Below are 12,603 nucleotides of genomic sequence, written 5' to 3'. Positions count from 1 at the left end.
GCCGGGCGGGGGCCCAACCGACCCCCTAATCGGCGCTCTCGCGGGCGTTCTTCGCGGCCTCTGCGGCCGGAGTTCCGGGACGCTTACGCTCCACCCAGCCTTCGATATTGCGCTGGTGACCACCGGAGACGACGAGCGCACCCGCGGGCACGTCGTCCTTGATGACCGTGCCGGCACCGGAGTACACGCCGTCGCCCACGGTCACCGGCGCGATGAACATCGTGTCGGAGCCGGTGCGTACATGGGAGCCGACCGTGGTGTGGTGCTTGTTCACGCCGTCGTAGTTGACGAAGACGGAGGACGCGCCGATGTTGGAGTACTCGCCGACGGTGGCGTCCCCGATGTAGCTGAGGTGCGGCACCTTCGAGCCCTTGCCGATGGTCGCGTTCTTCGACTCGACGAAGCCGCCGAGTTTACTCTCCTCGCCGAGGACGGTGCCCGGTCGCAGGTAGGTGAACGGTCCGACGTCCGCCCGCGCGCCGATGACCGCCTCGACGGCGTGGGCGCGGACCACGGAGGCACCCTCACCGACGGTGACGTCGACGAGGGTGGAGTCCGGTCCGACGGTGACGTCGTCGGCCAGCGTCGTGCGGCCCTTGAGCTGGACACCGGGGAGGATCGTCACATCCTGGCCGACCTGCACCTCCACGTCGATCCAGGTGGTGCCGGGGTCCACGACGGTCGCGCCACCGCGCATCGCGGCCTCGACGGTGCGCCGGTTGAGCTCGGCACCCGCGGCGGCGAGCTGCACCCGGTCGTTGACGCCGGCGAGTTCGCGGGCGTCGTCGGCGATGTGGGCGCGGACCGGACGGCCGGCGTCCCGGGCGATGCCGAGCACGTCGGTGATGTACAGCTCGCCCTGCTTGTTGTCGGTGTTCAGCCGGGTCAGGGCGTCCCGCAGGACGCCGGCGTCGAAGGCGAAGACGCCGGAGTTGACCTCGTCGACCTCGCGCTCGGCGTCGGTGGCGTCCTTCTGCTCGGCGATATGGGTGACTTCACCCTGCTCGTTGCGGATGATCCGCCCGTAGCCGAAGGGGTCGGGCAGCCGCATGGTCAGCACGGTGACGGCGGTGGGGACCTCGGTGTGAGCGGCGAGCAGCTCGGTGAGCGTGTCGCCGGTGAGTAGCGGGACGTCGGCGTTGGTGACGATGACGGTGCCCTCGAAGTCCTCCAGCTGCGTCATGCCGGCGGCGACGGCGTCCCCGGTGCCGTTCTGCTCCTCCTGCACGGCGATGGCGAGCTCGGCGTCCAGTTCCTCACCGATGGTCTCGGCGGCCGGGCCGACCTGGTCCCGACCGTGGCCGACGACGGCGACGATCCGGGACGGGTGGAGTGCATCCGCGGCGTGGAGACTGTGGGAGAGCAACGTGCGACCGCCGATGGCGTGCAGTGTCTTCTGGGTCTTCGACTTCATGCGGGTGCCGGCGCCGGCGGCGAGCACGATGACAGCGTGGGAGGTTTCGGTCATGTCGAACCACTGTACTTACCGTTGCTCCCCCACCAGGACTCGAACCTGGAATGCCGGTACCAAAAACCGGAGTGTTGCCATTACACCATGGGGGAAGGTCGGTCGGCCTGGAGGAAGACGCCGGGTCCTGCAGCGACACTGTACCGTACCCACCGCACGCCTTCCGCGTCCGCGCCACCACTACGATGGACCACCATGAGCACGAGTCCCAGCCCCGCCCTGTCCGGCGTCCTCCGTACCCTCGCCGGCGATCCGAAACTCCGGGGGCTGGTCACCCACGTCGGCGATTCCCGCCTGCACATCCAGGGGCCGGAAGCCTCCTGGCCCTTCGCCCTCGGCACCCTCGCCCAGCACGCACCGGTGCTGGTCATCACCGCCACGGGACGCCAGGCCGAGGACCTCACCGCCGAACTCACTGCGATGCTCGGCGACGTCGTCGCGCAGTTTCCCGCCTGGGAGACACTGCCCCATGAGCGTCTCTCGCCGGGCATCGGCACCGTCGCCGAGCGGATGCGCGTCCTGCACCGCCTGGCACATGGTGAGCTGAAGGTGGTCGTGGCCCCGACCCGCGCCGCCGTCCAGCCGGTGATGGCGGGTCTCGGTGACATCACCCCGGTCCGCCTGGCGGAGGGGGAGGAGCTGGACTTCTCCGAGGTGCAGGAACGCCTCGTCGAGCTCGGCTACACCCACGCCGACGTGGTGGGACGCCGCGGTGAGTTCGCCACCCGTGGCGGCATCCTCGACATCTTCCCGGGCACCGGGGAGATGCCGGTGCGTGTCGATTTCTGGGGCGATGAGATCAGCGAGGTCCGCGTCTTCTCCGTCGGTGACCAGCGCACTGTCCCCGGCGTCGACCCCGGAGAGGTTCTCGTCCACCCCGTCCGGGAGCTGCTGATCACCGACGCGATCGCCGAGCGCGCCGGCGTCCTCGCCCGCGAGAACGCCGGTAACCCTGAGCTCGCGGACGCCCTCGACAAGATCAGTCAGCACATGCCGGTGCAGGGCATGGAGTCCCTCATCCCGGTGCTCTTCGACGGCACGATGCAGACGCTGCCCGAGCTCATGCCGGAAGGCACCCACACGGTCGAACTCACCCCGGGCGCGGTCGCCCGTCGGGCCGAGGATCTCATCGCCACCGGAAAAGAGTTCCTCGCCGCCGGGTGGGAGGTCGCCGCCATGGGCGCCGCGGCCCCGGTGGATGTCGCCGCGATCGACAGGAAGAACACGGCTTCCGTCGACCGGGCCGGCTACCGCAGTGTCCGCAGCCTCGAGAAGACGCAGGACGCCCTGGGCCGGCCCTGGTGGACGGTCTCGCCGACCGGCCTCGCCGACTGGGAGACCGAGGACGCGGAGGAGGACGCCGAGCCACTGCTCCTCGACTTCGACCCGGCACCCGCCCCGCACGGCGACGTCGACGCCATCGGCCGGATGATGGCCACGGTCCGTGAACGGGTCGAGGCCGACGGCCGGGTCGCCTACGCCGCCCCCAACGCCACCGTCGTCGCCCGGATGCTCCGGCGGTTCCGTGAAGCGGGGATCGCCGCCGAGGCCGTCGGTGTGGACCTCGACGGGATCACCGGTCAGGGGCGGATGCGCCGCTCGAAGCGCTCCACCGCCGACACCCCCGGCACCGGCACGGTGAGCATCTACGCCGCCGTCGCCCACGGCGGTGTCGACACCCGCGACCTGCTGTTCATCACCGAGTCCGATGTCACCGGAAACCGGGTGGACTCCCGTGCCACCGGTAAGCGCAAGGCCGCGAAGAAGCGCAACCGGGTCGATCCGCTGGCCCTGGAGCCCGGTGACCTCGTCGTCCACGACCAGCACGGCATCGGCCGCTTCGTGAAGATGACCGAGCGCACCATCGGCAAGGGGGACGATGCGTCCCGCCGCGAGTACCTCGTCCTGGAATATGCGCCGTCCAAGCGCGGCGGTCCTGGCGACCAGCTCTACGTGCCGATGGACCAGCTCGACATGCTCTCCCGCTATGTCGGCGGCGAGAAGCCCGCCCTGTCGAAGATGGGCGGCTCGGACTGGAAGACCGCGAAGAAGAAGGCCCGCGGCGCGGTCCGGGAGATCGCTGCGGAGCTGGTGCAGCTCTACGCCGCCCGGCAGGCGGCACCGGGCTTCGCCTTCGACCCGGACAACCAGTGGACCCGGCAGATGGAGGAGGCCTTCCCCTTCACCGAGACCGAGGACCAGTACAACGCCATCGAGGCGGTCAAGGACGACATGGAGAAGCCGGTGCCGATGGACCGCGTCATCGTCGGCGACGTCGGCTACGGCAAGACCGAGGTCGCGGTGCGCGCCGCGTTCAAGGCGGTGCAGTCCGGCAAGCAGGTCGCGGTCCTCGTTCCGACGACCCTGCTGGCCCAGCAGCACTACCGCACCTTCGTCGACCGGATGCAGGACTTCCCGACGACGATCCGGGAACTGTCCCGATTCACCTCGGGAAGGGAGTCGACGGAGACTCTCGCCGGTATGGCTGACGGCACCGTCGACATCGTCGTCGGCACCCACCGCCTGCTGGCCACCGGTGTGCAGTGGAAGAACCTGGGCCTGGTCATCGTCGACGAGGAGCAGCGTTTCGGTGTGGAGCACAAGGAGCACATCACCTCGCTGCGCACCCACGTCGACGTGCTGACCATGTCCGCCACCCCGATCCCGCGAACCCTGGAGATGTCGATGACCGGCATCCGGGAGATGTCGACGATCCTCACCCCGCCGGAGGACCGGCACCCTGTGCTGACCTACGTCGGCGCGCAGGACGACCGGCACGTCGCCGCGGCGGTGCGTCGTGAGCTGCTGCGCGACGGACAGGTCTTCTACGTCCACAACCGGGTCAAGTCCATCGAGGACGCCGCGGCGCACATCCGTGAACTCGTCCCGGAGGCGCGCGTCGTCGTCGCCCACGGCCAGATGAGTGAGGAGCAGCTGGAGACCACGGTCCAGGGTTTCTGGGACCGGGAGTTCGACGTGCTGGTGTGCACCACCATCGTCGAGACCGGCCTGGACATCGCCAACGCGAACACGCTGATCGTCGAGAACGCCCACCACATGGGTCTGTCGCAGCTGCACCAGCTGCGCGGCCGGGTGGGACGCTCCCGCGAACGCGCCTACGCCTACTTCTTCTACCCCAAGGGGGAGATGCTCACCGAGACCTCCTACGACCGGCTGCGCACCATCGCCGAGAACAACGACCTCGGCGCCGGTATGGCTGTGGCGATGAAGGACCTGGAGATGCGTGGCGCAGGCAATGTGCTCGGTGCGGAACAGTCCGGTCATATCGCCGGGGTCGGCTTCGACCTCTACGTCCGCCTCGTCGGTGAGGCGGTGGAGGCCTACCGCGCGATGGCCGACGGCGAGGTCGTCGACGGCTCGGACAAGGAGAAGAAGGAGATCCGCATCGACCTGCCGGTCGACGCCCACATCCCGGTCACCTACATCGCCAGTGAACGGCTGCGCCTGGAGGCCTACCGCAAGTTCGCCGAGGCTGCCGACGACGACACCCTGGCCGGAGTCCTCGAGGAACTCGTCGACCGCTACGGCGACTTCCCGGAGGAGGTCGAGCGGCTCACCGTCGTCTCCCGGCTGCGGATGCTCTGCCGTGACCTGGACATCACCGAGGTGATCCAGACGGGTACGAAGATCAGCTTCTCCGCAGTCAATCTCCCGGACTCCGGTCAGGTACGTCTCAAGCGTCTCTTCCCGGCGGCGGTGTACCGGCCGACACCGAAGACGGTGCTTATTCCGGCACCCAAAGAGGGCTCCGGAATGCGGGCCGTTCCGCTCCGCGACGACGACCTGCTGCAGTGGTGCGCGAACGCGCTGACGGACCTCGCAGGGGTTCCGCGATGCAACCTGCGTGAGGGAGAGCCCGTCACCCGCTAGACTTACGTGCATGTCAGTCGTACTCCTGGATCCACGGTTCCCCGCGATGCTCCCGGTCGATGCCGTCCCGCTGCTCGGTGGCGACGTTTCGTACACCGAGGAGGTGCCGGTACGGATCCGATGGGTGATCGCCGATCTGGGCGGCCACACCGTCGAGGAGGCCGAGGTCCTGGTCACCACCGACCCCGAGAACGAGCAGGTCGTGGCGCGGTTGAACCGTCGCGAGGAGCTGGTGCGCTCACCCAGTCTGCTGGTCGCGATGGAGCCGGACCGTGAGCTGGAGTCGGCGGCGACCGCCGCAGCACCCCAGGTTCCTGAGACACCTGAGATCGACGTCTCCGGCGGGGGATACGTCGACGGGGAGATCGTCGGCACCGACGAGCACACGGTCGCCGTGGCCGGGATGCGACGCACGACCCGCACCGAGGTGCCGGGGTCGGTCATCGACGAGCTGGAGGACGCGGTCGCCCTCATGGCCCGCGCGCTACGGCAGGGGGAGTGGGAACAGGAGCAGACCCACGCCAGCCTGCTGACCTACCTGCGCGAGGAGACCGAGGAACTCGCGGAGGTCATCGAGGCAGGGGACGCCGCCGGGAGCTACGACGAACAGGAACTGTGCAAGGAGTTGTCCGACCTGCTGCTGCAGGTCCTCTTCCACGCCGAGATCGCGAACCGGCGGGGAATCTTCGACATCGGCCACGTCGCCGGTGCTTTCGTGGCGAAGATGCGTAACCGTGCCCCCTACCTCTTCGAGGAGGCGGAGCGGCCGGTGTCCCGCGAGGAGCAGGACCGGCTGTGGGCCGAGGGTCGCGTCCGCGAGGGCAAGGAGCCCTACAAGCGGGAGGAACCGGAGGCCGAGGAGTTCCCGGCGGTCACCGGACTGCAGGCCGCGGCGTCCCCCCTGGCTGCGGCGGAGGAGGTCATCGCCGTCGCCCGCGCCGCCGGTCTGCCGGACACCGAGATCCCCACCGACATCCGTTACCCGATGGTCGGGCTGGAGTCCGACAAGCCCGGCGATGCCGAGAACCGGCTCATGACCGCGGTTTCGACGTTCCGGCGTCAGCTGGAGCAGCGTCAGGCAGGGTGGGGAGAGGGTGCCCTCGGGTAAACTCCCCGCCATGCATGTCTCCGAACTCCCCGACAGGTCGCAGGATTACCTCAAGAAGATCTACGACCTCCAGGAATGGGGACGCGCCGGGTCCGGGGAGTCCGGCGGGGCCTCCCTGTCGACCCTGGCGTCCGAACTGGGCCAGCGCCGGTCGACCGCCTCCGAGGCCGTGAAGCGGCTTGTCGCCGAGGACCTCGTCCTGCACGCCCCCTACGGGGACATCACTCTGTCGGACAAGGGACGTCTGCTCGCGCTCCAGATGGTCCGCCGGCACCGGCTGCTCGAGACCTACCTGCAGCGGGAGCTCGGCTACGGCCGTGACGAGGTCCACGACGAGGCCGAGGTCCTGGAGCACGCCGTCTCGGACCGCTTCATCGCCCGGATCGACGCGGCCATGGGGCACCCCGACCGCGATCCCCACGGTGACCCGATCCCGGATCCGGAAGGCCGGGTCGCCGAATCCGTCACGGTCCCCCTGGCGGACGCCGCGGTCGGTGACCGGTTGTTCGTTGACCGGGTCAGCGACCGGGACGGAGCTCTGCTGCGCTATCTGGAGGACCACGGCATCATCCCCGGTGCGGTCATCGAGGTCGGCGAACGCCCCTACCCGGACATGGCCTCACTGTCGGTCGCAGGGGATGCCGGTCCGACCGAGGTCCAGCTGTCCGCGGCGTCCCTAGGTGCCGTGCTCTGTCGGGCGGCCGAGTGAGGCGTTCTGCGGGGTGCGCCGGGGTCGTCGCTGCGCTGGTGCTGGTCATCGTGGTGGTCGGCGCCCTGGTTGTCGGTACCCGTGACTCCGGCCCGGACCCCCTGCAGGTGCCGGCGGATGTCCCGCCGGCTGCCGCGGGCCCGGTCGAGGATGTCGCCGGGACAGCGTCCGCCCTGCAGATCCCGGACGACTTCCTCACCTCCTACCTCGACGCCACGGAGACCGTCAGCGCGGAGCTGCCGGACTGTGGCCTGCGCTGGAACACCCTGGCCGGACTCGGCTACGCGGAGAGCCACCACGGGACCTACGGGGTCGAGGACGGGAAGATCATCGGCCCACGGCTCGACGGCACCGGCGGCTTCATGGAGATCCCCGACACCGACGACGGCCGGCTCGACGGGGACACCGAGTACGACCGGGCCCTCGGGCCGCTGCAGTTCCTGCCGGACTCCTGGCGTCTGTACGGCGACGGCGATCCCCAGGACATCGCGGACGCAGCAGTCGCTGCAGGTCGACTGCTGTGCGCGGGCGACCGTGACCTCTCTACCTCCGAGGACTGGGCCGGCGCGGTCTTCGCCTACAACCATTCCGACCGGTACCTCGCCGACGTGCGGGACGCCGCCGCGAACTACGCGCTCGGGCAGTCCGCGAACTGACGCCGGGGCCACTGTGGAACAATGGTGGGCGACCACGTTCCTGCTCCTTCACCCAGCCGAGGAGGCTGACCACTCATGGCAGAAATCATGCAGATCAACGCCCGCGAGATCCTTGATTCGCGCGGCAACCCGACCGTCGAGGTCGAGGTGTTCCTCGAGGACGGCAGCATCGGTCGGGCAGATGTCCCGTCCGGCGCGTCCACCGGTGTCCACGAGGCCCATGAACTGCGTGACGGCGGCGACCGTTACCTGGGCAAGGGTGTCCAGCAGGCCGTCGACTTCGTCAACGGCGAGATCGACGAGGCGCTCGCCGGCTACGAGGCCGATGACCAGCGACTGATCGACACCAAGCTCATCGAGCTCGACGGCACCGACAACAAGTCCCGCCTCGGCGCGAACGCCATCCTCGGTGTCTCGCTCGCGGTCGCCAAGGCCGCGGCCGAGTCCGCCAACCTGCACCTGTTCCGTTACGTCGGTGGCCCGAACGGCCACGTCCTCCCGGTCCCGATGATGAACATCCTCAACGGTGGCGCTCACGCCGACTCCGGTGTCGACGTCCAGGAGTTCATGATCGCCCCGATCGGTGCGGAGACCTTCTCCGAGGCACTGCGCACCGGCGCCGAGGTCTACCACTCCCTGAAGAAGGTCATCAAGGACAAGGGGCTGTCCACCGGCCTGGGCGACGAGGGTGGCTTCGCCCCCTCCGTCGGCTCCACCCGTGAAGCCCTCGACCTCATCGACGAGGCCGTCAGCGCCGCCGGTTACACCCTGGGCAAGGATGTCGCCCTGGCCCTCGACGTCGCCGCGTCCGAGTTCTACGACAACGACAAGGGTGTCTACAACTTCGAAGGTGGCCAGCACTCCGCGGCCGAGATGGCGCAGGTCTACAAGGAGCTCGTCGAGGAGTACGCCCTGGTCTCCATCGAGGATCCGCTGAACGAGGATGACTGGGAGGGCTGGGCTACCCTGACCGCCGAGATCGGCGACAAGGTGCAGCTCGTCGGTGACGACCTCTTCGTCACCAACCCGGCCCGCCTGCAGGAGGGCATCGACAAGAACGTCGCCAACGCCCTGCTGGTCAAGGTCAACCAGATCGGTACCCTCACCGAGACCCTCGACGCCGTCGCGCTGGCCCACAACAACGGCTACCGCTCGATGATGTCCCACCGCTCCGGTGAGACCGAGGACACCACCATCGCCGATCTCGCCGTCGCCCTGAACTGCGGCCAGATCAAGACCGGTGCCCCGGCCCGCTCCGAGCGCGTCGCGAAGTACAACCAGCTGCTGCGTATCGAGAGCTACCTGGAGGGCGCCGCCACCTACGCCGGTGCGTCGGCTTTCCCGCGCTTCACCGCCAAGTAGAATCCGCGGTATGTCGGAGTCACCGGAACACCTCCCCGCGCCGCGGTCCACCGAGGCGCGGTCCCGCCGTGCCCGCGCGGCGAGGGACGCACCGCGTCAGATGGCACGGTCGTTCGTGCAGCTGAAGTCCTCGGTGAATCCTGGTGTGCTGGTGATCACCGTGCTCGTCCTGGCCGCGGTGATGGTCTCGGTCTCCCAGCCACTGCGCAACTACTTCGAGCAGCGGGCGGACATCGCCGAGGTCAATGCCAAGATCGACCGCCAGGAGGCGGAGCAGCAGGCGCTGACCGAGGAGATCGAGAAGTACGGCAGCGAGGCCTACCTCAAGGAGCAGGCCCGTACCCGCCTCGGTCTGGTCGAGCCGGGGGAGACCGCGTGGCGGCTGCTGGATCCGGGCATCGACTCGGGCGCCGACTACGTGCCCGGTGAGGTGACGGAATCGGACGAGCCGGAGACCCCCTGGTACAGCCAGCTGTGGGGCTCGGTCGCCACTCCGCCGGACGCCGAGGACGAGGCCGACAAGGACGCCCCGCCGCCGGAGGGGGAGTCACCGAATCTGCCGGTGGCGCCGGATCCTGCGCCCGAACAGTAACTGCACGAGCAACAGAGAGAAGAATCACCCGATGAGCGTGTCCGACGAGGACTTCGAGATCATGTCCCGCCAGCTGGGACGGAAGATCCGGGGGGCCATCGAGGTCTCCTACCGCACCCCGGACGGCCAGCCTGCCGTGGTGAAGACCGCCCCGAAGCTCCCCGACGGCACGCCGTTCCCGACGCTCTACTACCTCACCGACCAGCGCCTGACCGCGGAGGCGTCCCGCCTCGAGGTCGCCGGTGTGATGCGTACGATGCAGGCACGTCTCGGGGAAGATGCTGATCTGGCCGCGGACTACCGGGCCGCCCACGAGCACTACCTGGCCGAGCGCAACGCGATCGAATCACTGGGCACGGATTTCTCCGGCGGCGGCATGCCGGACCGGGTGAAGTGCCTGCACGTGCTCATCGCCTACGCCCTGGCCGAAGGCCCGGACCGGGTGCGACTCGGGACGGAAGCCGTGGCACTGGCTGCGGCGAACAACCCGAAGCTCTCCGGTACCGCGATTCCGGCGGACTGGCCCACTCCGGAGTCCCTGGGTACCTCTGTCGAGGCTGCTTTCGATGAGGATGAGGAGCTCAAGTGAGCGTCTTCGCCGCGATCGACTGCGGGACGAACTCCATCCGCCTCCTCGTCTCGCGGGTTGAGCAGGACGGTTCCCTCACCGAACTGAACCGCGACAATATTGTGGTGCGGCTCGGCCAGGGTGTCGACGCCACCGGCCGGTTCGCCGACGAGGCTCTCGCCCGGGTGGACGCCGCGCTGGAGGTCTACGCCGACCGGATGGTCTCGCTCGGTGCGGTCGATGTGGTCATGGGCGCGACCTCGGCGACCCGGGACGCCTCCAACCGTGAGGAGTTTTTCGAGATGACGCGGCGTCACCTGGGGCGGGTCCTTTCCGGGGCGCAGGCCGAGGTCATCTCTGGTGAGCGGGAGGCGGAACTCTCCTTCGCCGGTGCGGTCATCGACCTGCCCCCGCAGGACGGTCACACGCTGGTCTTCGACCTCGGCGGCGGTTCCACGGAGTTCGTGGTGGACGCCGGCCGGGGTGGTGCCTACTCGACTCGGATGGGCTGTGTGCGCCTGACGGAGCGATTCCTGCACTCGGATCCGCCCGTGGCGTCCGAGACCGATGCTGCGGCAGAGTGCATCGCCGGGCAGCTCGCGGAGGCGGCGGAGCATGTCGATTTCGGATCGGTGACCCGGCTGGTCGGTGTGGCCGGCACGATGACCACGCTCGCGGCGGTGCACCTCGGCCTGGACGCCTACGATCCTTCGCGGACGCATATGGCGGTTCTCCCGTTGGAGGGGTTCCGGGAGACGGCCCGTCGGGTGCTGGCGGACACCGTGGAGGCACGCCGCGCCTACCCGGTGATGCACCCGGGACGCGCGGACGTCATCGGTGGCGGCTGCCTGGTGGTGGACGCCGTGACGTCCCGTTTCCTGGAGCAGGGACTGGAGACCGTCACGGTGAGCGAGAAGGACATTCTCGACGGGCTGCTGTCAGAGGTCATCGCACGCAACGGGTAAGTTGTGTGTGCGCCCCTATAGCCCAATTGGCAGAGGCAGCGGACTTAAAATCCGCTCAGTCTCGGTTCGAGTCCGAGTGGGGGCACATGTCTCCTGACGAGGGTCCTTTCTTCCACGGCACGGCTGCCGCTCTTGTGGTCGGGGAGCTTCTCACGCCGGGGTTCCGGACGAACTACCGGCCCGAGGTCGTGATGAATCACGTGTACTTCACCGCGCTGGTGGACGGTGCCGGGATGGCGGCCGAGATCGCGGCGTTGCGTGGGGGATCGCCGCATGTCTACGAGGTGGAACCGGTGGGGGGACTTCCTCGATGATCCGAATGTCACGGACAAGAAGTTCCCGGGAAACCCGACCCGTTCCTACCGCAGTAAGGCCCCGCTACGGGTGGTGCGGGAGATTACCGAATGGACCCGTCAGACTCCGGAATCCCTGGAGCAGTGGCGGGTGAGGCTGGAGACCCCGTTCGGGGAGATCATCAACTAGAAGGGGTGGGGGCTTCTTCGACGATGATGGCGGAGGCTCCGACGTTCTGGAAGGCGAAGCGGGTGATGTAGTTCCAGGTGTCGCGGAGGTTCTGGTGCTCTTTCCTGGTGCTGGTTTTGCGGGCGAGGCGTCGGTCGAAGGTGAGGTTGGCGTGGGCCAGTGGTCCGGTGGGGACGGTGGTGACGGTGTGGTTGTCGTCGATGCTGGAGACGATGGTGGTGCCGTCGGTCAGGCGGGTGTAGTCGGTCAGTCCGAGGGTCTTGAGGATGTGGCAGCGTCGGCACAGTGACTGCATCTCGCGGGTGCCGGTGTGCGGGTTGTTGTCGTAGCGGTGGATGTGGTCGGCGTCTGCGGTGGCGGCGGGGTTGTCGCAGCCGGGTGCGCGGCAGGTGCCGTCGATACCGGCGATGAGTGCTTTCTGGGCTTCGGTGGCGAAGCGGCCGTGGTGGGTGGAGTGGGAGGGGACGGTGAGGTCGGTGACCCGGCGCATCCAGGTACCTGGGGCGATGCCGGTGAGCTTGTGGTTTTCGAGGTGCATGTCGCCGGTGTCGAGGTTGCGGTGGCAGTTGAGGGTGACTTTCACCTCGCCGGCGGTGCCGTGGAGCAGTTCGGTGAAGGCGGTGGCCCGGGAGGTGTTGTGGGCGGTGGCGATGGCGTCGATGATGCGGGTGGCGCCGATGGCTTCGTCGGTGGGCAGGGTGATCTGGAAGACGGTGTAGTCGGTGTCGGTGGTGTCGATGGTGAAGTCGGGGCTCAGGTCGGGGGTGGGGAGTTCGGGGTCTTCGGGGTCGGCGGGGCGGG

At 68.6% G+C, this 12,603-nt stretch carries 10 protein-coding genes, 2 tRNA genes and 1 pseudogene; 10 read left to right on the top strand and 3 right to left on the bottom strand.

Annotated features, from left to right (window positions below; all coding sequences use genetic code 11):
* Positions 1-25: 25 nt before the first annotated feature.
* Together glmU and CVA01_RS01025 are read right to left on the bottom strand one after the other, a co-directional pair.
* The gene (glmU, locus tag CVA01_RS01030; RefSeq protein ID WP_141327937.1) at positions 26-1,468 is read right to left on the bottom strand and encodes a bifunctional UDP-N-acetylglucosamine diphosphorylase/glucosamine-1-phosphate N-acetyltransferase GlmU; all 1,443 of its coding nucleotides are present in this window, start codon (positions 1,466-1,468) and stop codon (positions 26-28) included.
* 24 nt (positions 1,469-1,492) lie between these two features.
* Positions 1,493-1,563 (bottom strand) — tRNA-Gln (locus CVA01_RS01025).
* A 100-nt stretch (positions 1,564-1,663) separates the two neighbouring features.
* Between CVA01_RS01025 and mfd the strand changes: the two genes are divergently transcribed.
* From mfd to arr, 10 genes and pseudogenes are all read left to right on the top strand, one after another.
* Entirely contained in the window at positions 1,664-5,359 is a 3,696-nt protein-coding gene (mfd, locus tag CVA01_RS01020; RefSeq protein WP_141327935.1) for a transcription-repair coupling factor, read from the top strand.
* Positions 5,360-5,369: 10 nt separating this feature from the next.
* The gene (locus tag CVA01_RS01015) at positions 5,370-6,467 is read left to right on the top strand and encodes a MazG nucleotide pyrophosphohydrolase domain-containing protein (RefSeq protein ID WP_141327933.1); all 1,098 of its coding nucleotides are present in this window, start codon (positions 5,370-5,372) and stop codon (positions 6,465-6,467) included.
* Positions 6,468-6,477: 10 nt separating this feature from the next.
* Positions 6,478-7,176 (top strand): metal-dependent transcriptional regulator, encoded by a 699-nt coding sequence (locus CVA01_RS01010; RefSeq protein WP_141327931.1) that lies wholly within the window; start codon positions 6,478-6,480, stop codon positions 7,174-7,176.
* A complete protein-coding gene (locus CVA01_RS01005; protein WP_141327929.1) occupies positions 7,173-7,832 on the top strand; it encodes a lytic transglycosylase domain-containing protein in 660 nt (219 codons plus the stop codon). The genes CVA01_RS01010 and CVA01_RS01005 overlap by 4 nt, the downstream gene beginning before the upstream one ends.
* Positions 7,833-7,907: 75 nt before the next feature.
* Positions 7,908-9,194, top strand: coding sequence for a phosphopyruvate hydratase (gene eno / locus CVA01_RS01000; protein WP_073883930.1), 1,287 nt, complete (start codon positions 7,908-7,910; stop codon positions 9,192-9,194).
* A gap of 10 nt (positions 9,195-9,204) precedes the next feature.
* Positions 9,205-9,786, top strand: coding sequence for an FtsB family cell division protein (locus tag CVA01_RS00995; protein WP_014010514.1), 582 nt, complete (start codon positions 9,205-9,207; stop codon positions 9,784-9,786).
* A 31-nt stretch (positions 9,787-9,817) separates the two neighbouring features.
* Entirely contained in the window at positions 9,818-10,375 is a 558-nt protein-coding gene (locus CVA01_RS00990; protein WP_014010513.1) for a DUF501 domain-containing protein, read from the top strand.
* Complete coding sequence (locus CVA01_RS00985; protein WP_141327927.1) at positions 10,372-11,319, top strand: Ppx/GppA phosphatase family protein; 948 nt, start codon at positions 10,372-10,374, stop codon at positions 11,317-11,319. The genes CVA01_RS00990 and CVA01_RS00985 overlap by 4 nt, the downstream gene beginning before the upstream one ends.
* An 11-nt stretch (positions 11,320-11,330) precedes the next feature.
* A tRNA-Leu gene (locus CVA01_RS00980) sits at positions 11,331-11,404 on the top strand.
* A gap of 1 nt (position 11,405) precedes the next feature.
* Positions 11,406-11,802, top strand: a pseudogene (gene arr, locus CVA01_RS00975) (NAD(+)--rifampin ADP-ribosyltransferase).
* On the opposite strand, the gene CVA01_RS14810 reads toward arr, so the two are convergent.
* Positions 11,795-12,603: HNH endonuclease signature motif containing protein (locus tag CVA01_RS14810; protein WP_170209648.1), on the bottom strand; the 809-nt coding region annotated here is incomplete at its 5' end. The pseudogene arr and the gene CVA01_RS14810 overlap by 8 nt on opposite strands.

This window comes from Corynebacterium variabile (assembly GCF_006539825.1).
In the GTDB taxonomy this organism is placed as follows: Bacteria; Actinomycetota; Actinomycetes; order Mycobacteriales; family Mycobacteriaceae; genus Corynebacterium; species Corynebacterium variabile.
The sequence above is the reverse complement of the archived record's forward strand: the minus strand, read 5'-3'. Positions and strand labels throughout refer to the sequence as shown.

Coding starts and splice junctions, on each gene's coding strand:
- glmU (WP_141327937.1), bottom strand. CDS start 1,468: ATGACCGAAACCTCCCACGCTGTCATCGTGCTCGCCGCCGGCGCCGGC.
- mfd (WP_141327935.1), top strand. CDS start 1,664: ATGAGCACGAGTCCCAGCCCCGCCCTGTCCGGCGTCCTCCGTACCCTC.
- CVA01_RS01015 (WP_141327933.1), top strand. CDS start 5,370: ATGTCAGTCGTACTCCTGGATCCACGGTTCCCCGCGATGCTCCCGGTC.
- CVA01_RS01010 (WP_141327931.1), top strand. CDS start 6,478: ATGCATGTCTCCGAACTCCCCGACAGGTCGCAGGATTACCTCAAGAAG.
- eno (WP_073883930.1), top strand. CDS start 7,908: ATGGCAGAAATCATGCAGATCAACGCCCGCGAGATCCTTGATTCGCGC.
- CVA01_RS00995 (WP_014010514.1), top strand. CDS start 9,205: ATGTCGGAGTCACCGGAACACCTCCCCGCGCCGCGGTCCACCGAGGCG.
- CVA01_RS00990 (WP_014010513.1), top strand. CDS start 9,818: ATGAGCGTGTCCGACGAGGACTTCGAGATCATGTCCCGCCAGCTGGGA.